The 23,969-nt window shown below is 35.7% G+C and carries 30 protein-coding genes; all 30 read right to left on the bottom strand.

The window, feature by feature from the left end; all coding sequences use genetic code 11:
* Nucleotides 1–36 precede the first annotated feature (36 nt).
* The 30 genes from LJD61_RS10385 to LJD61_RS10240 all read right to left on the bottom strand — a co-directional run bounded on the left by LJD61_RS10385 (nucleotide 37) and on the right by LJD61_RS10240 (nucleotide 23,912).
* Nucleotides 37–774, bottom strand: coding sequence for a GNAT family N-acetyltransferase (locus LJD61_RS10385; RefSeq protein WP_255227468.1), 738 nt, complete (start codon nucleotides 772–774; stop codon nucleotides 37–39).
* Between the two features lie 86 nt (nucleotides 775–860).
* The gene (locus tag LJD61_RS10380) at nucleotides 861–1,646 is read right to left on the bottom strand and encodes a class I SAM-dependent methyltransferase (protein WP_255227467.1); all 786 of its coding nucleotides are present in this window, start codon (nucleotides 1,644–1,646) and stop codon (nucleotides 861–863) included.
* A gap of 67 nt (nucleotides 1,647–1,713) precedes the next feature.
* Nucleotides 1,714–2,331 (bottom strand): histidine phosphatase family protein, encoded by a 618-nt coding sequence (locus LJD61_RS10375; RefSeq protein WP_255227466.1) that lies wholly within the window; start codon nucleotides 2,329–2,331, stop codon nucleotides 1,714–1,716.
* A gap of 87 nt (nucleotides 2,332–2,418) precedes the next feature.
* Nucleotides 2,419–2,826: a DUF6608 family protein gene (locus tag LJD61_RS10370; protein WP_255227465.1), complete on the bottom strand. Its 408-nt coding sequence runs from the start codon at nucleotides 2,824–2,826 to the stop codon at nucleotides 2,419–2,421.
* A 200-nt stretch (nucleotides 2,827–3,026) separates the two neighbouring features.
* Nucleotides 3,027–3,506 (bottom strand): NUDIX domain-containing protein, encoded by a 480-nt coding sequence (locus tag LJD61_RS10365; protein ID WP_255227464.1) that lies wholly within the window; start codon nucleotides 3,504–3,506, stop codon nucleotides 3,027–3,029.
* 96 nt (nucleotides 3,507–3,602) lie between these two features.
* Nucleotides 3,603–4,223, bottom strand: coding sequence for a class I SAM-dependent methyltransferase (locus LJD61_RS10360; RefSeq protein WP_255227463.1), 621 nt, complete (start codon nucleotides 4,221–4,223; stop codon nucleotides 3,603–3,605).
* A gap of 251 nt (nucleotides 4,224–4,474) precedes the next feature.
* Complete coding sequence (locus tag LJD61_RS10355; RefSeq protein ID WP_255227462.1) at nucleotides 4,475–4,951, bottom strand: cupin domain-containing protein; 477 nt, start codon at nucleotides 4,949–4,951, stop codon at nucleotides 4,475–4,477.
* 55 nt (nucleotides 4,952–5,006) lie between these two features.
* Nucleotides 5,007–5,831, bottom strand: a complete 825-nt coding sequence (locus LJD61_RS10350) for a class I SAM-dependent methyltransferase (RefSeq protein WP_255227461.1) — start codon at nucleotides 5,829–5,831, stop codon at nucleotides 5,007–5,009.
* Nucleotides 5,832–5,968: 137 nt separating this feature from the next.
* Nucleotides 5,969–6,637, bottom strand: a complete 669-nt coding sequence (locus LJD61_RS10345; RefSeq protein WP_255227460.1) for a DUF2461 domain-containing protein — start codon at nucleotides 6,635–6,637, stop codon at nucleotides 5,969–5,971.
* Nucleotides 6,638–6,780: 143 nt separating this feature from the next.
* A complete protein-coding gene (locus tag LJD61_RS10340; protein WP_255227459.1) occupies nucleotides 6,781–7,650 on the bottom strand; it encodes a hypothetical protein in 870 nt (289 codons plus the stop codon).
* Between the two features lie 255 nt (nucleotides 7,651–7,905).
* Complete coding sequence (locus LJD61_RS10335) at nucleotides 7,906–8,496, bottom strand: GNAT family N-acetyltransferase (RefSeq protein WP_255227458.1); 591 nt, start codon at nucleotides 8,494–8,496, stop codon at nucleotides 7,906–7,908.
* Between the two features lie 169 nt (nucleotides 8,497–8,665).
* Complete coding sequence (locus tag LJD61_RS10330) at nucleotides 8,666–9,466, bottom strand: nucleotidyltransferase domain-containing protein (RefSeq protein ID WP_255227457.1); 801 nt, start codon at nucleotides 9,464–9,466, stop codon at nucleotides 8,666–8,668.
* A 112-nt stretch (nucleotides 9,467–9,578) separates the two neighbouring features.
* Nucleotides 9,579–10,433 (bottom strand): class D beta-lactamase, encoded by an 855-nt coding sequence (gene blaOXA, locus LJD61_RS10325; RefSeq protein WP_255227456.1) that lies wholly within the window; start codon nucleotides 10,431–10,433, stop codon nucleotides 9,579–9,581.
* Between the two features lie 57 nt (nucleotides 10,434–10,490).
* A complete protein-coding gene (locus LJD61_RS10320; RefSeq protein ID WP_255227455.1) occupies nucleotides 10,491–11,126 on the bottom strand; it encodes a DJ-1/PfpI family protein in 636 nt (211 codons plus the stop codon).
* Nucleotides 11,127–11,379: 253 nt separating this feature from the next.
* Entirely contained in the window at nucleotides 11,380–11,862 is a 483-nt protein-coding gene (locus LJD61_RS10315; RefSeq protein ID WP_255227454.1) for a GNAT family N-acetyltransferase, read from the bottom strand.
* A gap of 309 nt (nucleotides 11,863–12,171) precedes the next feature.
* Nucleotides 12,172–12,930, bottom strand: coding sequence for a sugar phosphate isomerase/epimerase family protein (locus LJD61_RS10310; RefSeq protein WP_255227453.1), 759 nt, complete (start codon nucleotides 12,928–12,930; stop codon nucleotides 12,172–12,174).
* 132 nt (nucleotides 12,931–13,062) lie between these two features.
* Nucleotides 13,063–13,491, bottom strand: coding sequence for a GNAT family N-acetyltransferase (locus tag LJD61_RS10305; RefSeq protein WP_255227452.1), 429 nt, complete (start codon nucleotides 13,489–13,491; stop codon nucleotides 13,063–13,065).
* A 293-nt stretch (nucleotides 13,492–13,784) separates the two neighbouring features.
* Nucleotides 13,785–14,072: a type II toxin-antitoxin system RelE/ParE family toxin gene (locus LJD61_RS10300; RefSeq protein WP_255227451.1), complete on the bottom strand. Its 288-nt coding sequence runs from the start codon at nucleotides 14,070–14,072 to the stop codon at nucleotides 13,785–13,787.
* Nucleotides 14,066–14,245: a hypothetical protein gene (locus LJD61_RS10295; RefSeq protein WP_255227450.1), complete on the bottom strand. Its 180-nt coding sequence runs from the start codon at nucleotides 14,243–14,245 to the stop codon at nucleotides 14,066–14,068. The genes LJD61_RS10300 and LJD61_RS10295 overlap by 7 nt, the downstream gene beginning before the upstream one ends.
* Before the next feature lie 565 nt (nucleotides 14,246–14,810).
* Nucleotides 14,811–15,644 carry an alpha/beta hydrolase gene (locus LJD61_RS10290; RefSeq protein ID WP_408615273.1) on the bottom strand — a complete coding sequence of 278 codons (834 nt, stop codon included), beginning with the start codon at nucleotides 15,642–15,644 and terminating at the stop codon, nucleotides 14,811–14,813.
* A 257-nt stretch (nucleotides 15,645–15,901) separates the two neighbouring features.
* On the bottom strand, nucleotides 15,902–16,375 hold the full coding sequence (locus LJD61_RS10285) for a GNAT family N-acetyltransferase (RefSeq protein WP_255227448.1): 474 nt from the start codon (nucleotides 16,373–16,375) through the stop codon (nucleotides 15,902–15,904).
* A 312-nt stretch (nucleotides 16,376–16,687) separates the two neighbouring features.
* Nucleotides 16,688–17,002 carry a class I SAM-dependent methyltransferase gene (locus LJD61_RS10280; protein WP_255227447.1) on the bottom strand — a complete coding sequence of 105 codons (315 nt, stop codon included), beginning with the start codon at nucleotides 17,000–17,002 and terminating at the stop codon, nucleotides 16,688–16,690.
* On the bottom strand, nucleotides 17,003–17,494 hold the full coding sequence (locus LJD61_RS10275; protein ID WP_255227446.1) for a class I SAM-dependent methyltransferase: 492 nt from the start codon (nucleotides 17,492–17,494) through the stop codon (nucleotides 17,003–17,005). It abuts the gene before it with no gap.
* Nucleotides 17,495–17,744: 250 nt separating this feature from the next.
* On the bottom strand, nucleotides 17,745–18,041 hold the full coding sequence (locus tag LJD61_RS10270; RefSeq protein ID WP_255227445.1) for a TIGR04104 family putative zinc finger protein: 297 nt from the start codon (nucleotides 18,039–18,041) through the stop codon (nucleotides 17,745–17,747).
* Between the two features lie 131 nt (nucleotides 18,042–18,172).
* Nucleotides 18,173–18,553, bottom strand: a complete 381-nt coding sequence (locus tag LJD61_RS20765; RefSeq protein WP_255227584.1) for a GNAT family N-acetyltransferase — start codon at nucleotides 18,551–18,553, stop codon at nucleotides 18,173–18,175.
* A gap of 326 nt (nucleotides 18,554–18,879) precedes the next feature.
* Nucleotides 18,880–19,128 carry an HDOD domain-containing protein gene (locus tag LJD61_RS10260; protein WP_255227444.1) on the bottom strand — a complete coding sequence of 83 codons (249 nt, stop codon included), beginning with the start codon at nucleotides 19,126–19,128 and terminating at the stop codon, nucleotides 18,880–18,882.
* Between the two features lie 133 nt (nucleotides 19,129–19,261).
* On the bottom strand, nucleotides 19,262–19,843 hold the full coding sequence (locus tag LJD61_RS10255) for a GNAT family N-acetyltransferase (protein WP_255227443.1): 582 nt from the start codon (nucleotides 19,841–19,843) through the stop codon (nucleotides 19,262–19,264).
* Nucleotides 19,844–20,029: 186 nt separating this feature from the next.
* On the bottom strand, nucleotides 20,030–21,421 hold the full coding sequence (asnS, locus tag LJD61_RS10250; protein WP_255227442.1) for an asparagine--tRNA ligase: 1,392 nt from the start codon (nucleotides 21,419–21,421) through the stop codon (nucleotides 20,030–20,032).
* A gap of 635 nt (nucleotides 21,422–22,056) precedes the next feature.
* Nucleotides 22,057–23,448, bottom strand: a complete 1,392-nt coding sequence (locus tag LJD61_RS10245; RefSeq protein WP_255227441.1) for an MATE family efflux transporter — start codon at nucleotides 23,446–23,448, stop codon at nucleotides 22,057–22,059.
* Nucleotides 23,439–23,912, bottom strand: a complete 474-nt coding sequence (locus tag LJD61_RS10240) for a MarR family winged helix-turn-helix transcriptional regulator (protein ID WP_255227440.1) — start codon at nucleotides 23,910–23,912, stop codon at nucleotides 23,439–23,441. Before LJD61_RS10240 ends, LJD61_RS10245 begins: the two co-directional genes overlap by 10 nt.
* Between the last annotated feature and the right edge of the window lie 57 nt (nucleotides 23,913–23,969).

Genomic DNA, 23,969 nt, shown 5'->3' with positions numbered 1-23,969 from the left:
TCAATGCTCTGTAAGGTCTAATTTCTATACCAGAATTTATAATGTTATCGAAGCAACAATCTCTTGAGATTTGACTTCAAAGCCTAAACTCTTGGCCAGACTGATTGAAGCAGTATTTTCAGCATCAACCCAGTATATAGGAAGAATGCTATTATAGATACACCATTTCACGGCTTCGGTTACGACCTCTTTCCCAAATCCCTTATTCCTATAATCCGAGTCAGTCCATACAGCAATGTTCCCTCCGCCAAAATCTATATCGGAAATTTTGCATGCGGATACGACTTTCTTACCATCAAGTACAACAAATTTCCTGTCTTCTAAGATTTCACCTTTTTTGCTCTCCCAGGCTTCCGTTTTCTCCGCTTCATCTATATTTTCTAAAGCCTCCATGAAAATTTCCTTGGTTAATTTCACGGCAGACGAATTCGACGAGCTCCATATATCATAATCTTCGCCAGGAATTAATCTATACATCTTCCTCAACTTAAAGCTTTCTAATTTATTGCTGAAAAAAATGTCAAGCATCTCAATTATCTCATCTGCATCGTCAACAGCTTGTCCTTTAATAAACTCAAATAAATCATCATAATATTGAGGTGCTACTGAAAAAATCAATCTTCCATCTATATGTGTTGATATCAGGTATTGTACAAATTGGCCATTTAAAGGTTTATTTCTTTGATCAGAGCTAAATATCCTTTTACCTATTTCAAGTTCCTTTTTATCTATGCTCAAGTAGCCATAGTAATAATCTTGAAATGTGAAGTTCAATTAAGTTCTTCTCCTCTCATCATATTGAAATTTTTTCTTTGAGAATCTTTATTCAGCAAATCCATAAACCTCTGTTATATGGAATGCTATTTCTTTTTGCACACGTACAAATTATGTAAACTATATCCTATGAGAGAAGGGTTATCAAATGTCATAAAGTGATAATCCAACCATTTCTCTAGCTCACTCTCATCTAAAGCATTTATATTATCCCTCATCATGTGAACTATCCCGTCGGTTCCAACATGCTCTAATTTTTCTGCACTAAAACCGGCCATAGTTTCTTCCATTTCATCGTAAGTTGAAAAATAAAAACAATTTTCACCTTCCTCTGGTTCGATTCCAGATTTAGTTATACTTCTTAAGGATTCATCATTAATATAATTTTTATCCCTGCTTATTTGAATAACGTATTGAGCATATCTATTTATATATGCAACAGCCAAAATGCCGCCTGGCTTCAATACCCTCATACATTCGCCTATGCATTTAATCCGGTCTTCCAGCTTTGAAAGATGATATATAGGCCCCAGGCATAAAACAACATCAAAAGTATTTGAATCAAACTGCGATAAGTTCCTTGCATCGCCAAGCTTTATTTCTATATTTTTCGACTCAATTGTCCTGGCCTTTTCCATCATCAACTCAACATTTTTCTGTACAATATCCAATGCCGTAATCATATGTCCTTTATTGAGATAGTAGAATGAATATCTTCCGGTTCCTGCGCCAACTTCCAATATCCTCGCATCTTTTTTTATCTTCTTATCCAGCACATGAGTTGTTGAAATGAATTCAACCTTGTGAGAATTGTCCTTGATCAACCTTGACTCTTCATCGTAACCCTCATAATACTTTGCAATTCCTTCCATGTTGTAACCTCCTCCTTAAGTTGAGTAAAGCATTTTTACTGATAAAATTTTTTTTCTTGCAAAGGCATCAAAATGCAGCATATATACCTAAATGTGAAATTTCATTTATTGAAATAACTTTAAAATTATCACCATCGTATCTTAAAAGACTTATTCCACAATTAAAAGGGTATAAATTGAATCGTTTATGCTGTGGTAATCCAATAAAATGGCTGATTACTGATCTAATAACTCCACCGTGACAAACAACACATATATTATTAAATTTTTTATGCTTGACAGATTCTAAAAAATTTAATGTCCTCCTCAATACTTCTTCACCTGATTCTCCTTCTGGATATCTGAAATCTGTATCCTTTTTTAAAAATTCATTATAGAATTCCGGATAATCTTTTCTAATTTGCTCCTCCGAAGAAGTATGAAATACACCCATATTAATTTCTCTGATTTGCTTATCAATTTCTACCTTCAGCCCCTGTTGATAACTTGATATTATATCTGAGGTTTGCATTGCTCTTTTTAAATCGCTAGAATAAATTGCATCGAAGGGCACTGTTGAAATATGCTTTCCAGTCAATTGTGCTTGCTTTAGCCCGACTTCGGTTAAATCAGCATCAGGGTACCCCTCAAAATTGAAAACACTATCCTTTTTAGCTTCTCCATGTCTGATAATATATATATTCATTTTTCACCACCTGCTATTAGTGCTTACTTCATGCCAACCCTCTGCACCCTTGCGGAGGCGCTTTATTCTACGAAGCCACACTTATGCTCAGTTTGTTATGCTTTGCCTTTTTCTTTTAATACGCTCTTTTATCTCAATTATTACCGAAAGTAAAATAGTGAGAAGCGTATAAATTACGAAAATACCTTGATATGCACCGGGGCCCAACGGGTCTAAAAAGCTGGTAAACCATACATAAGTGAAAACCGCTATCATTGAAATAGCATAGGATATTATGTGGGATAAAAGCTTGCTTTTTAACCTGAACTTATCAAATAATGTAATTGTTATGACGGCAATCAAAATAACCACTGCCCTATTTATAATATGATAATTTGAATCTGCTATCTGTCCCCGGCACAATTGCCAAATGTTGTCCGCTAATGTTGCAACCGTAAAAATTACACAATATAATAATGCTGAGTTTTTAACGGTTGGGACAAAATTTGATTTCATTTAATTCCCCCAATACATATGTTATACAAATAATCTTTACCTTACATAATCATGCTATTAACTTCAACGCTTCACCAGAACAATCCTCGGCAGAAGCCTTTATGCAGTAATCAATTAGAACACCTGGAAAATCATCAGCCAAGCAACATGAAAAAATATTATGGTAAATATGTGGTATAGAATTTATTTGTAACCCAATTCTAAAATTCCTGTAATTCTATAAAATCGACACCGCTTGTAGTTGCAATGCCTGCATATAATTTATCATCATCTTTACCTATAGCTAAATAATGCCTCAAACATTCCTTTGCTGTAAAAGGCATTACTCTATTTAGCACTTGTCCGATTTCAATCCATTCCAATGTGCCTTCATCACATTTACTGATATCTATATCTGTATTATGTAATTCTGCAAAATAATAATAATTTTGCCGTATCTCATTATTCTTTTTCCGGAGTGTGACATACCTTAATTTTACACTTCCAATATCATTTTCTGTAATACCAGTTTCTTCAAACAATTCTCTTATTACGCATGCTCTGGGATTATTTAATTCATCTTTTTCAAAATGTCCGCCAATGCCACACCATGATGGTTCTACCACTCTTGAACCGACTCTATAAAGCAATAATATCTTATTATTAGAAATAACATAAATTGAAGTCATATTCCTTAACATTCTATATCTCCTTTTTGGTTAGAGTAAGAAAAAAATAATCCCGATATCACTCCGCAGATATGAGGCGTTCCCGCTACATAACCTTAGCTGCAATAATTATTTAAATCGAACAATTCCTGCACAATGAGATATTGGTATAAATTTGATATTATTCTGGGGAAAAGATTTTTTCAATTCATCATATACAATGTAAATTTCTTCATTGTCCCAATAATCACCAGACTTTATTTTACACTGCTCCAATAATTTCCTTGTTTGAAAAGCTACATCTCCGATAAGAATTTCACCGTCATCGGAGATATATTCGCTTAATCGGTGAAAAAATTGAACTTTCCCATTATCATCCAAATGGTGAGTTGCATAAGTGCTTATAATATAATCAAACCATAAGTTTTCAAGTTCTTTCGGTAATCCTTTAGAAAAATCATATTGAAACAGCCTGGACAAGGGCATTTTTTCTTTTGCTATTTCAATCATTCTTTTTGAAAAATCAACTCCATATATTTCATATCCATCATCATATAATTTTTTAGTTAAGACTCCTGTACCGAATCCGATATCCAATACTTTTGCTTTCTCTTTCTTACGAATTATGTTGTAAATAGCATTAAGAAGGTTTTTATATCCTGCAAAAGGATAATCATTGTCTTCTTCGCTTAAATTAACACTCTCGTCGTATCCATCGGCCCATAAATCAAATCCTTCGCTGTCCAACATAAATACGTCCTCCTTATTCTTTTCAGTATGACCCTCTGATTTTGCTTGCGGTAAAGATATGTGATACAAACTTAATTAATGTTCTCTCTTCGAAGCAGTTCTACATGTTTTGCTCCCTGCACCCTTATGCTGATAAACCGTTATACGAAGTTATTCGCCCCTCGCAGCCAGAGATCGACACGGATGTGGGTTCATTAAATAATAATTACCTAATGACACAAGTCATCATAATATGCTTTAAGCCGCTTTATTTACTCACCTTCATAATAATCTACGTTTGTATTCTTTCTATAAAATGTGCTTGACTCACCTTGTACAATTACACCAACTTTATCAGAATTAGGATAAAATACAACTTCAGGAGAATTAACCGTATCAAAATCTAAGTAGACAAGTGTTTCAGTTTGAGAATTATTAATTATTCTATGTGCACCATTTTCTGACGGTGGACATACCACAATATCCCCTGCTGAAATGTTCTTATTTCCATCAGGTGTTTCTAAAAGGCCACTCCCACTGATAATGTAAAAAACCTCTTCATTCTTCAAATGGTAGTGATATGGATAATTTGCTTTCTTCGGTGGAATCTCATATATAGCGACATAACATTGACTTTCTTTGCTTCTTTTTGTTACTTCATATTTGTTATATTCATAAGGTTCATGTTCACATTTATGCTGAGGCTCAATTAGCCCTTTATTGGTTATCTGAATTACACGGTTACTCATATTTCTTCCCCCTCATAATAAATAGATATTTATTATACTCCTAAGTATTACTTTTTTAAGCATGTATCGACTTTTTAGCTTCTATAAACATAACATCATTACTTGTAAATTCATTTTCAGCAACTAATTTACTATTTATGGACAGAATTTTAAATCCATTATTCTTTAATAGCTTTTCAATATCGTCCTCTGTATAGTAATTATCCCATATAATAAACTCCTTAGGAGCTTTTCCTTCTTCAATTATTATAGTCCTTGATCCCCAAGTTTTATAATCAATAAAATGCTTGACTTCTTCAAGTACAAAGTGCGGCTTATCGCACCAGAATGTTTCTTTACCTGCATAATACCAATTCCTATATTCTTGCATTTTGCTACACAAGCCAATTTTAAACACATCAAATATGAAAATTCCATAATCCGATAACCCACAATGAATCTTTTTCAGCAATATTGTTTGTTCTTCTGGAGTTAATGCGCCAAAGTCACAATATATACATATCACGGCATCATATCCCATGCCGACATCATCTTTTATATAATCCGCATATCGGTAATCAATCTGAAGATCCTCTTCCATTGCCTTGTTTTTTGCGTATGATATTGATTGTTTTGAAATATCAACGCCAGTAACTGAATATCCTTTCTTCGCCAACAATGAAGAATACAAACCTGGACCGCAACCAAGATCCAATACCTTTCCTCCTTTAGGTATCTTATCCGTTAACCACTCAATGGTCTTTTCAATCGTTCTTATGTTACGGCTTGCTGCATCACCCTCAAGGTCAAGATGAGCAGATAACATATTCTTTGAAATATGTTCATCAGTCCAGATAAAACAATCACTCCTATGATATAACTTTAATTCGTCAACTAACAACTTATAGCTCTCCTTTCAATTTAGGAAGTATTTCGTCTAGCCGCCCTGGATTTTCCGGATCATCCAACCTTAAAGCGATGGCGGGCCTTAGTTTTGATTGCAAAATCTTTGGCTTAGAAGAGCTGAATTTCGCCCTATTATCTTCCTCTTAATCCTAAGAGAAAGTTATATATTGGGGCTATCTTTTCAAATCCTTCAATTAGATCATCCACTAGAAGCGGAGTAAATAAACGTTCATCAATCTTTCTGCTGCAAGCAAAGTATAATTCTTTTCTTTGATACCATTCATTGAATTCTTCCGATAAATCAGGATTAATAATTCGCTTATATTTCTCGCCTTCAAGTTTAAATATTTTTTGTTTCATGTATAGGGAATGAATTTTAGTGAACTTCTTTTCTCCCTCATCTATCATGCTTCTCAGCTTTGACATAAATTCTTTTGGTAAATTGTAAAAACCCATTCCATATCTATAATTATCGGGGCATATCTCAAAGAAATACGTTGGTTCTGCTTTCCAGTCCTGATATGTCCTCTTGAAAGCAATCCACATATTCGTTCTATATGGGCTCTTGTCTTTTGAGAATCTGACATCGCGGTTTATTCTTGATATTGTCTTCTTTGGATTCACATCTAATAAAGGATCAATAGACAACATAAAAGGACCTAAATTCAAAACAAGCTCTTCAAATGGTTCATACAAAACTTTCTTATACCTGTCCCTATTGGCTTCAAACCACTGCTTATTGTTATTCTCATTTAGCTCTTTCAGATATTTAATGGTATCTTCAGAAAAACCTTTAAACATTATATGACCCTCCAATCAATTCTTCAAATGATGATTGCCTATAACAGCTTGATATCCCTGCTTCTGTATCTTCCTAATTATTTCTTCTGCGATTAAGTAATGTAACACTTTAGAAGCCAATACTTTCACCCCATTGATTGTCCTCAGTTTTCAAGAAAGTTCATCACCTGTTTTTCTATTTCTATAAATGGCAGTTGTGCAATATATGCTATATTATATTGAATATATAGCTTTCTGACCAGTTCAGCACCAAGGAAATATCCCACATCACTTATTTCCAATACTTTAAACCAATCTCCAAAAAAATCTCGCGTTCCTTTCCCTTCATCATGCAATGCTTCTAAATATAACTTTTTTAGCTGTCTCTCATTAATTCTACATTCTTCAATCCACGCTCTTCCTCTTGAATCAGCCTCTTTGCCTAATAGCTTGTATTGAAAAAACTGTGCAAATCCTTCTTCATATAAAGACCAAATACCTTTGTTATAATTATTTAGCTCAACATTACCAGGTAAATTATCCTCACCTCTAATTTGAAAATGAACAACATGACAAAGTCCATGTGATATAAGTGATTCTATCTTCTGTATTGTATGCCAATTAAGCTCTGCGATTTTATCTATGCCATAGAGAACTGCTCTTTTACCGTTATAGGTATCAACCCATCCTGCACTATTGCATAGCCCGCAATATAAAACCAAATTTATGTCCAAATCCAAATTAAATACTTCTTCTGCTCTTGTGTTTATATTCTTCATAGCCTCCAATATATTTCTATGGGCACATGTCATTTTATTGAAGTCTTTTTCAGTTCTGTTAAAGACCTTCTCCTGAGCAATTCTTCTCCAGCTATAACCTTTAGACTCATAACCATCTTTACATTTTTTCTCCAACTCGGGATATTTTGATATATAGCACCTTTTCCATAAATCAATTTTATCTTCTACAGGTGAATCTAATTTGTCATGAAAGCATATCTCATAATCTTTGAATGTATCAATAATATTTATCATAATGTTATTCCCCCTGAAAAATCCCAAGCATTAAAACGGCGTTACATAGCCGACACGCTTAAGTCTTAGATAACTCCTATCTTGGTGAAGACATGTATGCTGGCTCCACTTCAGAGCCTGTCCTACCAGCACGAACGGTCATGCTGTGTTATGTAACGTGGGAGACCCCGCCTGTTCAGAGGCCGACAGGATGTCGGACCCTAAAATCTAACAGAGCCGTGTTTATATAATGCACAATTTAAAAATTTTGCGTAGTTATTTTAGCTTTTTCCGCATAACAAGTTTTTTATCAGCTTCGTAGCAAATAGCAAAACCTAATTTCTCATACAATTTAGCGGGTCCCATAAAGTCTTCCTCTGTGTCTATAAATTCTTTGTTCGGATATGCCTCCACAAAATCAAATCCGTCTTTTTTCGCATCTTCGCAGACACGGCTCAACAATAGTCCTGCAATACCTTTACCCCTCATTTTCGGTGCGATTGCAAAGCAGAATACAGATTTAACTTTTATGCCCGGTGAAGATTCGTCTTGATGAACTGACCTCATAAACATTTGCCAAGAACAGCATTCGAAACAATCTGATTTCGTGTTTGCATTGCACCACCCAACAACCTTGTTGTCACAATACGCAAGATATCCTTGGATATTATGTCCATTTATATATTTAATGGCTATATCTCTTCTTTTCCCCGCAGTAGAAAAGTCTTTGTCTTTATAGTTATCGTTGCACCAACACACACAATAACATCTATGTTCGTCTTTATTAGTGGAATGTGGTGTCGTATCAAAAAAGTGCAAATAATCATCTAATAGTTCTGGTGCCAACTTGCGAATTTCAATATTCATATTTAATCCTTTCACTCATTATATAAATAATCTCTAATTCGTACTTATCTACTAATACGAAGCAATACTTTGTAAAACCTAAACCTTTCATAAATTGCGGCAAAACGACGCATCATTTGCTCGGTCTGTGTTGTAACGTCTTGATGTCCCTGACACCGATGTCAATTTTTTAATTCATTATTCCTAATTCATACAAAAAATCCCTCAATTGTGCCTCATATTCATTAACTTCACAATTTCTATACATGTCTTTAACCACCTCAAAGTACAAGTCTAATAAACTAACAAAACAATTAGTAAGGCTTGCAATATCTATTTCCCCAAAAAAAGTATTTTCAAGCCGTTTAATAAACCAGGATTCCATTTCATCCACATCTCTATAGTGCTTGGATATCTTATCTTCCTGTATAGCCTTCAACCGAATAATTTCATTCCGAATTTCTTCTAATTCTTTCACTGCTCTGTATGATTTATTTCTTTTAATTGCAAAAGCAGCATTCTTGAAATTATACCAAAAGCTGTTAAGGCTCTGTTCAATCTCAGTACTTAGAACAGGGTATTTCCGATTCTCCCATGTATTTTTCATTTTATCTGCTACTCTACTGGACTTATCAAACAGCACCTTCCAGTATTCCCGCTTAGCAGATAGGTTATTTAATGATATCACGCCAACATCAATCTCTAAAAAATTTTTAAGCAGAATAACTGTAATGTAATTATTTATTCCATATTCATTGAGCAAATACTTGTAAATGCTAAAGCTATCTAAGATCTTCTTGTTTAGCTCATTCCAAACAGCTCGTGTATTCTCTTCCGGATAAACAACTACAGATACATCTATATCCGACCATTCATCAGTAAATCCAATTGCACCAGAGCCAACCAAAAGACAGCCTTCAACATTTGGCATAGATGAAATGATTTCAATCAATTTTTCTAAAGCATCTTTTCTTTCTACTACAGTATACATTTCATACACCTCTTATTTAAAACCCAGGCTGGATGTCGGCCATATTCGCCCTTCAATATATCTTATCCCACACCTGAAAATGGTTAAAGACATATCTATTCCTCCAAGTTGTTTATAAATAATTTTTATCCTTAAGGATTTTCAATGTTATTTCTTTAGCTTCTTGTCCTCCGGCACTTTTTTCTGCTGTTTCATTAGCCTCAATATTTGTTGCAAAAAAGTAAACATCTTCATTCTTTTCTATGTACCCGACAAACCAACCATTTATATATTTTGATTCCGGCGCGTTATTTTCCGGTTTTGAACCTGATCCTGTTTTCCCCGATAACTTAATTCCATTTTCAGTAGTTAAAACGATAACATCCTTAACAATATCTATATTCCTTTTGGAAAAAGGCAATTGGTAATCGTAAAATTTTCTTAATATATCTACTTGCTCTATGGGTGATATTTTCAAAGAGGATTGAAGCCAAAATTTCGTTATACCGCCAGAAATATCTTTGTTCCCATAGTTTACTTTATTAATATAATCCTGCATCTTGTCTTCACCAATTTTTGATGCAAGGATTTGAAAATACCAAACTACTGAGTTGGAAACTGCAGATTTCAATGTTTGGTCCTTATTCCATGACTCAATTGAATAATCTGTTCCATCCCATTTAAAACTGGTGTTCTCATCCTCCAATACTTTGGTTTCCAGACCAATTAAAGAGTTAATAATCTTGAAAGTTGAACATGGCGGAACTTGTTTTTGACTTTTGGATTGATTAAATATTGTGTATTCATTCTTATTCTTATCAAATAGTACAAAGCTCCCCTCATATCCGGTAAAATACTTGCTTAAATCCTCATTTAGAACTTTTTCTGTACTATTCATTTCCTTAGAAGTATCAGTGGCACTGCTACACCCAATAGTAGCAACTAAAAAAGTGAGAAATAAAAATGTTAGCATTATTTTTCTGATCACAAACACATCCCTTCAATATTCTAATATTGCTCCATAACTTGGAATTTGTAATCCCTATTAATTCTGATATTCTTTTAATTCATCTAAAAACTCCTGATAGTCATCATTCTCCCAGTAAAACGTTAATTCATCTTCTGTATATTCTTTAGTAACAGGGAGCATGAATGACTCACCTACATCTAATCCCATTTCATTTAAAACAAGCTGCGCAAATTCTCTAAAAGCAAAGCCAATTGCAGTAATAATATTCTTGTCTTTTACTATAGGTTGATGAATGAAATTCTCCTTTTTAATGAATGAGAATACATCAACCATTTGCATAAAGATACCGGCTGTAAATTTTACTTCACTTAATAGACCTGCTTTAGCTAACAAAAGCGGAGAACTTGATATTGATGCTATTAAAATCTCTTTGTCTTTCAATCCGGAAAGAAAATTAATAAGCCGGTTATCATATAAAGCAGGCAAAGGATTAATGATTCCAGGCAATATAACACAACTGTAATCATCTAAATCTACATCATTAAAAGTTTTTGTAGGTGTGACCTGAAAGCCTTCTTCACTTTCATAAATATTTAGCTCACTACCCAAATAATCTATATCTTTACCAAACCATATTTTTAAGCAAGAAGTTAGTGTAGTGATTTCTTGTAAAGAAAAGTACGGGTAAATAACTACTGCTATCTTTTTCATACTCAAATTCCCCCTTCAGATTTCGATTTATCGGATTTGTTATGCTTAGCATTTTCTATTAATGTGAATCAATTTAGATGAATGCAGCTTAACTTTATAATTAACTTACCAACGATATTGCCCATATATCTCACCTCATCTGATATAATTCTTCATCTAGAATATTTACTCAAATACCAACTTACGGTTAAAGTGGCAAAATCAATTACCGCTCCTCAAAATTGCAACATTGCAAGGTTTTATATTATTCTCATCATAAAATCATAACCCAAAATTCCATTTCTCCAATTTCCGATATTCTTTTAAAAGAATTAACTTTTTTAAATCCTATTCTCTCATATATTTTTATTGCACGTTTATTAAAGGAAGCTACAGTCAAACGTAATCCTTTTGCATTTAATTCACTGCGGGCAAAATCTATACCATTACTTAAAAAATCTAATCCAAATCCTTGTCCGCATAAATCAGGCCTTATTCCCAAGCCGATGTCGATTAAATCTTCATCATCATAAACACCAAATTGTTTACCTGCTGGAACTTGAGCAGATTCATTAAAACAATAATATCCTAAAAGCTTATTCTCTTCGTCAGCAGCAGAAAAGTAATTACCATCAAGTAGTTCTCTTATGCAGCTATCGCTTCCATCATTGCTATAAATTGAATATGGCTCTTGATAAATCCATTTTGAAATTTCATTTGCTTTTTCATAATTCATCCTCTTTATGTTTAGTTTCATATTTATCTCCATTTTTAATATTATAAGTAAATTTGCCAGCTTACGAATGAACTCTCATCTATAGCGCGGGATTATACAGTTAAGGTAAGACAGCCAGTTACCTGCCGACGACTCCTTCCTTATGTAGGCAGCTTTTTCGGCCTCAGAACACTATGGGTCGATCATAATTCCTTGTACCTTGTGGTACCTCTACTTCATGTTTGGAAGTACCTACTCCAGAGCCTTTCCTCCAGCACCCTTGCAGTAACATTCGTGTTAGGCGATTGACCATACCCTATTAAGTTAGGGTAGTCACGCATGGTAAGCTCTTTATTTTATGTATCCTCGCGTCATCATCCAATCTATACTTTTTTGTATATGATCAGTCTTAGACTCAATTGCCCAAATAGCTTGAGGAGAATATTGTTCTAAAACCTCACATACTTCATCTAAAGGAATATTCCCCATCCCCAATCCTAAGTGTTCATCTTCAAAACCATTATTATCATGCATATGTACATAACCTATCTTACCTTTTAACCTCTTTATCCATTCAACAACTGAAATCTTAGAATTACAATGAGCATGACCTATATCCAGACAAACATCAATATTTTTACCTTGTAGTCCCTCAATCACCTCAAATAACATATCACTATCAAACTCTAAAACATTTTCCAAATGTATTTTAATATCATTACTCTTATTTGCAAAAAAATCATCAAAAAACGTAAAGCTTCTTTTTATCCAATTTGGTGGGTAGCTTGTCTTAGGCACATACCCATGATGTAACACAAGATTTTGAGCCTTCAATTTTTTAGCGACATCATAAGCATACTCAAATCTGTTTCTTGTTACTTCTCTAATCATCTTATCAGAACTACCCAGACATAAATCAGCAAAAGGACCATGGACTGATTTGCTTTTAACATTTTTTATAGCATCAATATGTTTTTGTAATCCATCAATCTCTTTTTCAAGGTACTCTGGATCATAAAATGATTGTACTTCAATACCTAAAGAATATTCCTGACATAATAATATAACGTCCAATAAATCTGTATCATCACACAAAATTATTTCCTTCATAAATACCTCCTAGTTTATATATAATCTTGGAGGGCTTACCTATTCAGAGGCCGCCAAAACATCGCTCCTCCAAATCTCACAAAGTCCTGTTTATCTAATGCACAATTTAAGAAAAGTATGCTTAACTATAGCTCATAATTTTTTGGATAAATGATAAAGCCTATGGCCTTTAGGGCAATCCTCCAATATACCGAAAATTTCATATCCATTTTTAAAATAAAAGTCTTTAGCTTGAAAATCGTAGGTACTTAAATATGCAATATGGCACCCCATACTTCTCGCCTTATCTTCCACAACACTCAACAATTGTTTCGCAATTCCTTGATTGCGAAATTCTTTTTTTACCCATAATGTATCAATAGATAGAACTTGCCACAATGCAGAGCATGCCAAAATCCCGCCAATAATCTCTCCGTTCCCATTTTTTATACATCTGTTAATGCTGATAAACGGTTTTTCCTGAGTAAGCGATATTGATTCGAGATTAAATTGCAGCAACATATTGCCTATATGCTCGGCTTCATCTTCTCTCGGAATTGTTATTTCATATCCATTTTCCATTTTCCTCACTCCTCACGAAGCTTCACAGTAATAAATTATCGAGTGTAGCATTGTTGCATGACCGACAATGCCTGAACTGGATCTGCAAGCACCTTCTCCGTAGGCGGTGTTAACATCCACTGAAGGGATGTGGTGCGGCTACTTCATGCTCCGACTCTACACACCCTTGTGGAGATGCATTGTTAAGCGACGTAAACAAAACAGTATACTTTAGAATATTAATAAGGACTTAGCAAATTAAGTTTCTATTATTGAAACAATAATACTGTCAAGTCCTCATACATCATTAAATTTTATTTAATTTCTAAATCAAAGTTTTTCCTTGAGTGAACTAAGGTTAGTATCTCAACATCTTCTCTTTCTACTTGATATACCATTCTATATGAATAAACAATTAATTCCCTTATTCCCGGATTATTCAATTCAGGAATAGCCCTACCTATATTAGGATAAGCCTTTAAATAATCCGATTTATTTATTATCTCTTCAACAACTTTCTTAGCATAAATTACTGAATCCTCGGAAATATAATTATATATCCGTCTTAAATCATCCACAGCTGTTTTTGACCATTTTACCATTTTTCTGTTTCCTTCCGTAGTTCATCTACAGCTATAAAATTACCTTTTTTTATATCTCTCTGACCTTTTTTGACTTTATCTAAAACATATAATTTATACATAAATTCTTCCATGTCAAACTTTTCGGGTAAATTGGACACTAGATTCATAATATCTTGCTTTAAAACTTGCATTATTCCACCTCCAATTTGCTATCTTATCTTAATTATATACTAATATTGTAAAAAAATCTCTCCTATATGAAACATTCTTTTAATATCGCTTAACGGCCTGCATGCCCGACGCCGCTGAACTGGACCCTCAAAGCCCTTCTTCTTTGGCGGCGCTTCGCGCTCGGTGAAGGGATGTGGTGCGCAGACTTCAGAGCCTTTTCTTCCGCACCCTTGTAGTCATGCTGTGTTATCTGCAATACGTCTCACTAATATTATGTTATTCTGTTCTTACCCTTTAAATGTTAAATGTATTTTCAATAACTCCAGGCAGTACACTATATAAAGATTTGCCTATACATTTTTCAAAGTACTTCTGAATAAGAAAATTATATCCATCTATGCTATGCCTAATGCTTGTAACTCCAAATCTTCTCCCAATGTCGTGTAACATACCTAAAATGAGTGCCGCCTCAGGATTCAGATTGGAACAATCCTGTGCAATTAATTGTGCGGCTTTATCCTGAAGTCCTCACCCTACGTACCCTTACACAAATACATATATTATGTGATGTATTTTTCTTACTTTTTATATCCAGCTTGATAATATTTCGGCGACTACAACATCTGGTTTATCCCAATGTAACATGTGAATAGTACCTTTAATCGGCTTAACTATTCCTCCGGTCATTTGTTGAAAAACTTTTGCAATCTTATCCCTATGTTCCTCTAAATCTCTTGGCAATGTAGCCCGAAGTAGAATAATAGAGTTAGGAAGTAAATTATAAATATCTACAGTCTCATATTTATACATAGCATGTATCATCCTTCTAGCTGTTTTTCCTCTTACATGCCATCTTATTTTTTTATTATCCTCTATCATCAAGTCCTTCACTGCTAATTCTAATAATGAGGACCAGCGCTGATAATTTTTTTGCTCTTCTTTTAAATAATCATCCCATGAATCAAATATGTAATCGTCAAAATTCTTCTCATAATAGTCCACTTCTTGCTCTAAGCTTATCTCTTGTTCCCTTTTAATTTGATATCCACCATCAATTAGAATGCTTCCTTTTATTCGATCAGGATAATGAGCCAAGAAATGCAGCGCTACAAAACTTCCCCATGAATGAGATAAAAAATAAAACCTATCAATTTTAAGAGCGTCGAGAATATTAGATATCCAGCTTACCATATTCGGTATTTCATAGTCAGTTTCCTGTTCAAAAGCAGTCGTCTTGCCATGACCTGGAGCATCTATTGATATGATTCTAAATTGATTTAATAATCCTTCCCCAATTTCAATAAAGCTAAGACTTGAACTTCCTAAGCCATGCAGGCAGAAAATTACTGGATTATCTGAATTACCCCATTCAGTAATATGTACATTACTCTCATTGATTTTTATAAAATACCTCTTCATAATAACTCCTTTCATTACCGCCTCCACCAAAAGTATGTCACATAACGCCTCGCATCTCCAATATTGCTGAACCGGACATTTAAGGAATACACCTTGACGGTGCTCGCACCCGGTGAAGCGATATGGCATGTCTACTTCATACTCCAACTCTTAGCGTCCTTGCGGCAATGCATTGTTATCTTTAGTATGGTCACTCCTTAAAAACCTCTCTATTCACTATAATAAAAATTGTGCTTTAAGAATACTATATATCACAATCATGCTTTACAAATTTTCATATATTTAACAATTACCATTCTTTCATTTATTTGCTCTAACTCGCCGACTTTTACATATCCCAATTTTTCATATAAGTGGCAGTTTCCCTTTTCCTGAAATATTGTATCTAAAGTCCATTTTTGTGCATTTGAATGATAGCTTTCTATTTGTTTCAATGCTTCTTGTGCAATTCCTCTATTTTGATATCCTGGAAGAACACACAAAGCTGAAATCTTATATGTAATATCCTCCAATTCCGTTACTCTGACCCATCCCACATAAATATCATTAAGCTCAAAAATATATGCTGTCGTATTGGCTCTATCAATCTTTTCTCTGATTTGCTCAACACTCTCCATTGCAGGATTAATATCATAATCATGATATTTATTAAGCAATGGTTCAAATGATTTTTTTTGTATGTTATGAACAATATCCGCGAAGTCACTTGAAATTTGTCTTACTTTTAGCATTCTATGCCTCCTAATCTGATATGACTATAAAATATTTAACTTTTAATTCTTCTTATTCTACAGTTATGAACTGATATAAACCATCCAACAAAATTTTACTAACAAATCTGGGCAAGGATGCCCGGCCCTTCGCCATATTGAAGATAACGTTTTGATATCTCTGACACCGAGACCCTTAGCGAGATGCCCCTCAAGGCTCAGGTGTGGTGCATCTCCCACTCCAGAGACTTCCTTCCAGCACTTTTGCCTAGAATATATATGGTCTGATACTTATCTGCGGATTTTATATTAAATTCTATTGATAAACAATGCCTATTTGTCAACTTTTTTGCGATATCTATAAATATCGCCACCGGATTTACTGACATGATAAAATGACTCAAAGCCTCGTTTCAATAACTCTTCATCGGGTTCTCTTGTCCTATTATCTTCTCCAATGCAATCAATGATGAGGCCATCATTTTTAACAACCCTTGTCAATTCAGCAATCTCAAGGTCATAATTATCACCAACTACATGCCCTGACATCACAATATCAAAGGTATTGTCCTCATAAGGGATTTGTTCTACTGTACCGTCTACAACTATCACATTTTTAATATTCTCACGCTTGATTTTGTCACGCATCTACTCTCTCAGAATATCGGTGGGTTCACTTGCATAAACACGCTTCGCTTTTTCTGCCGCTGCAAATGCAAGCCGTCCAGTGCCGCTTCCGACATCAAGGACTAACTTATCTGTGAAATCTGCAAGTTCAAACAGCAACTCTTTATTCCAATCATAAATGTAATCACAATTTTTGTTCATTATATCCGGATGAACATATACAACTGATGTTTCCATTGCATGGATTACAAATATCTCTGCTTTTCGGACATCGTCGGCTGAAAGATTTTTCGGAGCCATTGCCATTAGCTTATCAATAAAAGGCTTACTTTCCGGGCTTCTATGAGCAAAGTACCACGCAACCGTTGGGTTATATGCTAAAGCTATTCCCAGGTTATCAATAAACTCGTTCCATTCCAAATAATTGTTGCATATCATTCGAATAAGCCATCTGTCCATTAGCAAAAAGCTATTAAAAGAAAACTCTTCTGCATTAATCCAATTATATTCCATAAACTAATCCTCCATTTATTTTTGTGGACTAAGGTTTTTACTATATTTCTCATACGATATAATCCATTCAATGAGGAAATTTTTATAAAATGTCGTAAAAGCCCAGCATTGCGGTCATTCTGAGCGTAAGCGAAGAATCTTTCCCAACACGAAAAGATCCTTCAGTGGTTTTCGTCCCTCTTACCCCTTCTTTCGTACTACAAAACTGACCTGCATTTAATAATGTGGATTAAAAAAGGTGCAGTGAATACTAATCTGCTTTGGTCATTTTAAGTTTGAATATAAAAGGCATAAGCAGAATAAAGCTTAAAATGTATAGGATAACCATAATGAACCCTATACCACGAGCATTTGAATACGGAATCCATATTAAAAATAATGGCAATGCAAATATTAGATACAATATCCTGTAATTAGTTAATCTATGCTCTGTTTCACAACTTTCACATTTGAACAATCTTTCCCCAGACCATTCTCCAGACCAGAATGCTTTTTGGATACTTCTATACCTGAATTTTGTTCCACATTTCCCACACTTTTGACGCATCAAGTTAACCTCCTCAAATCTTTTTATTCGTGCAATACTCTTCAACAAGTCTCGCTTTCACGACGCTGGTGAACCGAACTAGCGGAGCCCTCGCTTGCCGCCCGGCAAAGCGGTGTGGTGCCCTTATAAAGCTATAGGCGTTTTCGCATCACAAATCTTTGGTCTGTCTCTTTATATAAAGCGAATCCAAACTTTTTATATAAATCTAATGGGCCAACATAATCATAATATACGTTGCTTTCCCTTTTATTTGGATAAGCTTCTATGTAATCAAAACCATTTTGTATGGCTTCTTCACAGACGTAGCTTAAAAGCTGTGTCGCAATACCTTTTCTTCGCATATCGGGTGCCACAGTAAAGCAAAATATTGATTTAATTTTTAAATTTGGATCATAAGCTTTATCATTCTTTGATATTAGCTGCCAACCCCCACATTTCAAACAGTCTGATTTGCGATTAGCATTGCACCATCCGACGACCTTATTCTCACAATATGCTAAATAGCCTTGTATTTTTCCGCTTTTAACATACTTTATTGCATATTCTCTCCTTACATCCAGAGATGAAAAATCCCTACCTGCATTAGCTTCACTACAGTAATTAAGGCAATAACAACGATCCCATTCCTTATTATCTGTATGGGCTACATTTTCAAAAAAATACAGGTAATCGTCTAACAGTTCGGGGGTAAGCCTACATATTCGTATACTCGTAATTAACCTCTCCTCTCTTCCGCCAAATATAATATAAATTTATTGTCATACCTTCTCCAGCAATCCACGCATGATACAGTGGCTCACCGGTCGATTACGCCTAACGTTTACGCATGGCCAACGTTTCATTTACTTACTATGCTATGCCTCATGCTTGTAACTCCAAATCTTCTCCCAATGTCGTGTAACATACCTAAAATGAGTGCCGTCTCAGGATTCAGATTGGAACAATTCTGTGCAATTAATTGTGCGGCTTTACCTACATACATTGAATGTTCTATCCATTTACCTGGATTTAATTTTCGTCCATCATCTAATAGGATTTTTGCTTCTTCTAAAGTAGGTATATGTTTCCTTATATCTATTTCACTCATATTAAATTCAACCCCGCTCTATTTTTCCTTTCATAAGTATTGCAGATAATGTTTCGGCTTGCCGACATATCTGAACCGGGCCTATAAGGAATAACCTTTGGCGGTGCTTCACACCCAGTGAAGGCATGTGTGACTACTTATTTTTTATTTGCCACTCATCTTTTGAAATAATCATTTCATATAAATTCCAATACCCATTTGATGATTTTCTTGCATTTTCAGTAAATTTTACTTTTGTGAAGCCCGCATTTTCATAGCATTTAATTGCACTTTGATTAAAATCGAATACGCCAAGCGTTATCTTTTCAAACTTTAGATCTTCAAAGCCAATTCGTAATATTTCTTTTAGAACCTCAGTTCCAACGCCTCTCCCTCTAATATTTTCTTCTCCGATTAGGAACCTGCAAATCTTGCCTATTTTATTATTTTCATCTACTTCACGTAACTCAATAGTTCCGATAATTTCACCTGTATTAATAAGTTGTATTTTATAAACAAAGATATTGGAATTGTCCTTTTCAACTTCATTTAAAAAGTAATTTTCAACTTGTACAAGTGTTAAAGGATAATTGTACATAGGTCCAGCCCATTGTAATAAATCATCAGCAGATTTATTTGCATTCCATTCTATAATTCTTTTTAAATCTTCTTTTTCAAATAAATCAAGTTTTATCATTTCAATAAAGTCACTTGAAATTTGTCTTACCTTTAGCATTCTAAGCCTCCTCATATAAAATGCATCCTGTGCCGATCGTTGGGCCATTTTACTGACAGTTGTCCTATTCATGCATTGTCAAAATATTGCAACATATTTGTCCATATTATACCATATATATTAGCTCTTCAACATGCTTTCCTGAATAAAACAAAATAGCGGAGAGTTAACTCTCCGCTACACTAATTAAAATTCTGCACTTCCTACCGTTCTCGGGAAGGGTATTACGTCTCTGATGTTGCCTATTCCCGTCAGATACATGATCATTCTCTCGAAGCCCAGGCCATAGCCGGCATGTTTGGTTCCGCCGTATTTACGCAGCTCCATATACCACCAGTAGTCTTCCTTGTTGAATCCCAGCTCTTCCATTTTCTTTTCCAGGACTTCATATCTTTCTTCTCTCTGGCTGCCTCCTATGATCTCTCCGACTCCGGGCACCAGCAGATCCATAGCAGCTACCGTCTTGTTGTCATCATTAAGTCTCATATAGAAGGCTTTGATCTCTTTAGGATAGTTGATAACAAATACCGGTTTTTTAAATATCTGCTCTGTCAGGTATCTTTCATGTTCTGTCTGAAGGTCTATTCCCCATTCTACCGGATATTCGAATTCCTTGCCTGATTTTTTCAGCAAATCCACAGCTTCTGTATAGGTCACTCTGCCAAAGTCAGAGCTTACTATGTTATCTAACCTTTCCAACAGGGTGTTGTCTATAAACTGGTTAAAAAATGCCATCTCTTCGGGCGCATTCTCCAATACATAGCTTATCACATATTTCATCATGTCCTCTGCTAATGCCATGTTATCTTCCAAATCTGCAAACGCTATTTCAGGCTCTATCATCCAAAATTCTGCTGCATGCCGTGCAGTGTTGGAGTTTTCTGCCCTAAAGGTCGGTCCAAAGGTGTATACATCTCTGAAAGCCAAAGCAAATGTCTCTGCTTCCAGCTGTCCGCTGACTGTCAGGTTGGTTTCCTTGCCAAAGAAGTCTTCTTTAGTGTCTATTTTGCCGTCCTGGGTCCTCGGCAGATTGTCAAGATCAAGGGTGGTCACTCTGAACATCTCACCTGCTCCTTCGGCGTCACTCCCGGTTATGAGCGGGGTATGGACATACACAAAGCCTCTTTCATTGAAGAATTTGTGTATTGCAAAGGCTGCCAGGGATCTCACTCTGAATACGGCAGAAAAAGTATTGCTCCTGGGTCTTAGATGAGCTATCGTCCTTAAGTATTCCAGTGTATGCCTCTTCTTTTGCAAAGGATAATCCGGTGAAGACAACCCCTCTATTACAATTTTTTCTGTCTTTATCTCAAAGGGCTGCTTTGCTCCCGGAGTCAGCTCCAGCTTGCCTTCAACATAGAGAGATGAGCTTATGTTCAGCTTTGCTATATCTTTGAAGTTATCCAGTTCTTCGCCGAATACAACTTGGACACTCTTAAAAAAGCTTCCGTCGTAAAGCTCTATAAAGCCAAAATTCTTTGATACCCTTATATTCCTTACCCAGCCTGCTACTGTGACGGATTTTCCTGCGTAGCTTTCAGTATCCCTGTATAAGCTTTTTACATATACTGTTTTCATTTTATATAACCTCCTAATTTGATTTTGGTTACGGGGAATACGGATTAGCACAGTCTTTTTAACACATCTCCTAAAGCATTTGCTGCTTCAGATTATCATATTTTAATTTCCTATATACCTGCCGTGAAAATCCGTGAAATATTCCGTGTCTTGACCTGGTTTCCGTCTCCCTTTAACAAAAAAATAAAAATCTCTCGTCCCCCATAAAGGGACGAAAGATAATATTCCGCGGTACCACCCTGCTTGCCTGTTCGGCCTGCTCAAACCCAATAACGGCGGGCGCCGTCCGAGCCTACTTTCCTTTGGATTTCGGGCGGATGCTCCGGGACGTTCCTCCATACAGTTCGGTATCGGCTCTCACCTGCCGCCGACTCGCTTAGAGTCTGTTTAGCATCTACTTGCGCCTGATCTTTTGGCAGATTTGCCGCCTTACTGCGTTAAATTTTCTTGGAATACCACCAGTATTCCTTCGAAAATTTGCCTTGTCTAACGAAAAATCTACTCAAAATCTCAGGCACCCGAAGATACTAAACAGACTCTTAACCTCATCTGCATTTTGCTTCCCTTCATAGCCTGTAAATAGTATTAACAAACATTATAATATTGATACCCGCACTTGTCAATCACCTTTAACGCTAGATGTCTCCCAATCGCGGATCAGTATTTACCCTTCCATTTTCATGCTGTTTGTCCAAATGCTTCAGCTCAAAGACTAAGAATAAGGCTGTAAGTATCGATGAGAATAAGTCAGCTACGGGACCTGCCGTAAAAAGACCTTCCAGGCCCATAAACTTAGGCAATATCAATACCATGGGTATCAGTATGAGCACCTGGCGTGAAAGACTCAAAAGCATGGACTGCTTTGGTTTTCCTACAGCCTGGAAATACGCGGAGCTCACTACCTGGAAGCCTATTATGGGCATAAATATTAAAAATCTCTTCAAGCCTTTAGCGCCAAGGGCGATCAACTCAGGATCATTGCTGAAAATCCCGATTATCTGAGCTGAGAACAGCCTAGTCGATATAAAGCCAATGGTGACAACTATCGTCGCAGCCCCTATGGCATATTTCAAAGTAGTTTTCACCCTGTCATATTTTTGGGCTCCGTAGTTGAAGCCTATGATAGGTTGGGCTCCCTGATTTATACCGAATACCACCATCATGAATATCATGGCCACGTTATTGATTATACCCATAGCTGATACTGCAATATCTCCTCCATAATGTGACAGTCCCTTGTTCATGAAAATTATCAATACGCTGGAGGCCAGCTGCATGGAGAAAGGAGCTAATCCTATGGTTATTATGGATTTAATGATATCTTTCCTTATCTTTAAGTTAGGCTTTCTAATCTTCAAAAGGCTTTTGCCATAAAGGAAGTAATATAGCACCCAAATCGCAGAAACAGCCATAGATAATATAGTCGCAAGGGCTGCCCCCTCTATCCCCCATTTAAACACAAATATAAAAATAGGATCGAGTATTGTGTTGAGAATTGCTCCTATAAGCATTGTGATCATTGCGACCTTGGGATTGCCTTCTCCCCTAATAAAATTATTCATTCCCATTCCGATCATCTGAAATATTGCCCCGTAAAGTATTATGCTCAAATAGCCCTGAGCATACGGCATTACATCCTCGCTGGCTCCAAAAACCTTGAGAAGGGGATTCATGAATATCAGTCCGGCTATAGTCAGCAAAGCTGCTATGATTATCATGCCCATCAGAGCATTGCCTAATATGACCTCCGCATCTTCCTTTCTCTTCTGTCCCAATCTTATAGATATAAGTGAATTAGCACCTATACCGATCAACATGGAGAAAGCCATATTAATGACTATTATGGGGAAGCCCATCCTAACCCCGGCTATACCTAAAGGACCTACGCCATTTCCTATGAAAACCATATCAACGAAGTTATAAAGTCCATTGACCAGCATTCCCACTATAGCCGGTATGGAAAACTTGAGCAGCAGCTTTGGTATTTCGCTTTCTCCCAGTAATTTTTCTCTTTCAACTATCTGCATAATACTCCTCCTGTCTCTTTTATATTCTTTAAGATATCTTTGCTGAAACCGATGCTGTCGATCATCTTCGAGATGTCTTCAAGTTCGATCTTGTCAAACATCTGTGCGAACTCTTTTTCATAGTTGCCCATCAAGACCGAGATATATTCTTCTCCTTTCGGAGTCAAAAAAAGCCAGAGCTTTCGCCTGTCATCATTATCAACTGCACGGCTTACAAATTCGTGCTTTTCCAGTAAATCCACCAAGGTAGTCAAGCTTCCCCTTTGCATGTCCAAAGCCCTTCCGAGAGCGGACGGTATTATTTTCCCCTGTTTTTTAATAATAAAAAGCGCTCTTTTCTGATTCTTGTTCAAACGCGGCTCAACATCATAGTCTTTGCGATATATGCTCCCCATAGTCTGGTTATATAGAGGCATAAATTCAAACATCAGATAAAAAAGTTCTTTAAGCTTCTCGTGCTTCATCGGTTACCTCCAAAAACAAATAGTTAGAATTCTTACTATTAGAATTCTAACTATCTT

It is taken from the genome of Lutispora saccharofermentans (assembly GCF_024363565.1).
Lineage (GTDB): Bacteria > Bacillota > Clostridia > Lutisporales > Lutisporaceae > Lutispora > Lutispora saccharofermentans.
The sequence above is the reverse complement of the archived record's forward strand: the minus strand, read 5'-3'. Positions and strand labels throughout refer to the sequence as shown.

Bases quoted from the DNA above. Each gene is read 5' to 3' on its own strand.
- LJD61_RS10380 (WP_255227467.1), bottom strand. From the start codon at position 1,646: ATGGAAGGAATTGCAAAGTATTATGAGGGTTACGATGAAGAGTCAAGG.
- LJD61_RS10375 (WP_255227466.1), bottom strand. From the start codon at position 2,331: ATGAATATATATATTATCAGACATGGAGAAGCTAAAAAGGATAGTGTT.
- LJD61_RS10370 (WP_255227465.1), bottom strand. From the start codon at position 2,826: ATGAAATCAAATTTTGTCCCAACCGTTAAAAACTCAGCATTATTATAT.
- LJD61_RS10365 (WP_255227464.1), bottom strand. From the start codon at position 3,506: ATGTTAAGGAATATGACTTCAATTTATGTTATTTCTAATAATAAGATA.
- LJD61_RS10360 (WP_255227463.1), bottom strand. From the start codon at position 4,223: ATGTTGGACAGCGAAGGATTTGATTTATGGGCCGATGGATACGACGAG.
- LJD61_RS10355 (WP_255227462.1), bottom strand. From the start codon at position 4,951: ATGAGTAACCGTGTAATTCAGATAACCAATAAAGGGCTAATTGAGCCT.
- LJD61_RS10345 (WP_255227460.1), bottom strand. From the start codon at position 6,637: ATGTTTAAAGGTTTTTCTGAAGATACCATTAAATATCTGAAAGAGCTA.
- LJD61_RS10340 (WP_255227459.1), bottom strand. From the start codon at position 7,650: ATGATAAATATTATTGATACATTCAAAGATTATGAGATATGCTTTCAT.
- LJD61_RS10335 (WP_255227458.1), bottom strand. From the start codon at position 8,496: ATGAATATTGAAATTCGCAAGTTGGCACCAGAACTATTAGATGATTAT.
- LJD61_RS10330 (WP_255227457.1), bottom strand. From the start codon at position 9,466: ATGTATACTGTAGTAGAAAGAAAAGATGCTTTAGAAAAATTGATTGAA.
- LJD61_RS10320 (WP_255227455.1), bottom strand. From the start codon at position 11,126: ATGAAAAAGATAGCAGTAGTTATTTACCCGTACTTTTCTTTACAAGAA.
- LJD61_RS10315 (WP_255227454.1), bottom strand. From the start codon at position 11,862: ATGAAACTAAACATAAAGAGGATGAATTATGAAAAAGCAAATGAAATT.
- LJD61_RS10310 (WP_255227453.1), bottom strand. From the start codon at position 12,930: ATGAAGGAAATAATTTTGTGTGATGATACAGATTTATTGGACGTTATA.
- LJD61_RS10305 (WP_255227452.1), bottom strand. From the start codon at position 13,491: ATGGAAAATGGATATGAAATAACAATTCCGAGAGAAGATGAAGCCGAG.
- LJD61_RS10300 (WP_255227451.1), bottom strand. From the start codon at position 14,072: ATGGTAAAATGGTCAAAAACAGCTGTGGATGATTTAAGACGGATATAT.
- LJD61_RS10295 (WP_255227450.1), bottom strand. From the start codon at position 14,245: ATGCAAGTTTTAAAGCAAGATATTATGAATCTAGTGTCCAATTTACCC.
- LJD61_RS10290 (WP_408615273.1), bottom strand. From the start codon at position 15,644: ATGAAGAGGTATTTTATAAAAATCAATGAGAGTAATGTACATATTACT.
- LJD61_RS10285 (WP_255227448.1), bottom strand. From the start codon at position 16,375: ATGCTAAAAGTAAGACAAATTTCAAGTGACTTCGCGGATATTGTTCAT.
- LJD61_RS10280 (WP_255227447.1), bottom strand. From the start codon at position 17,002: ATGCGTGACAAAATCAAGCGTGAGAATATTAAAAATGTGATAGTTGTA.
- LJD61_RS10275 (WP_255227446.1), bottom strand. From the start codon at position 17,494: ATGGAATATAATTGGATTAATGCAGAAGAGTTTTCTTTTAATAGCTTT.
- LJD61_RS10270 (WP_255227445.1), bottom strand. From the start codon at position 18,041: ATGCGTCAAAAGTGTGGGAAATGTGGAACAAAATTCAGGTATAGAAGT.
- LJD61_RS10260 (WP_255227444.1), bottom strand. From the start codon at position 19,128: ATGAGTGAAATAGATATAAGGAAACATATACCTACTTTAGAAGAAGCA.
- LJD61_RS10255 (WP_255227443.1), bottom strand. From the start codon at position 19,843: ATGCTAAAGGTAAGACAAATTTCAAGTGACTTTATTGAAATGATAAAA.
- asnS (WP_255227442.1), bottom strand. From the start codon at position 21,421: ATGAAAACAGTATATGTAAAAAGCTTATACAGGGATACTGAAAGCTAC.
- LJD61_RS10245 (WP_255227441.1), bottom strand. From the start codon at position 23,448: ATGCAGATAGTTGAAAGAGAAAAATTACTGGGAGAAAGCGAAATACCA.
- LJD61_RS10240 (WP_255227440.1), bottom strand. From the start codon at position 23,912: ATGAAGCACGAGAAGCTTAAAGAACTTTTTTATCTGATGTTTGAATTT.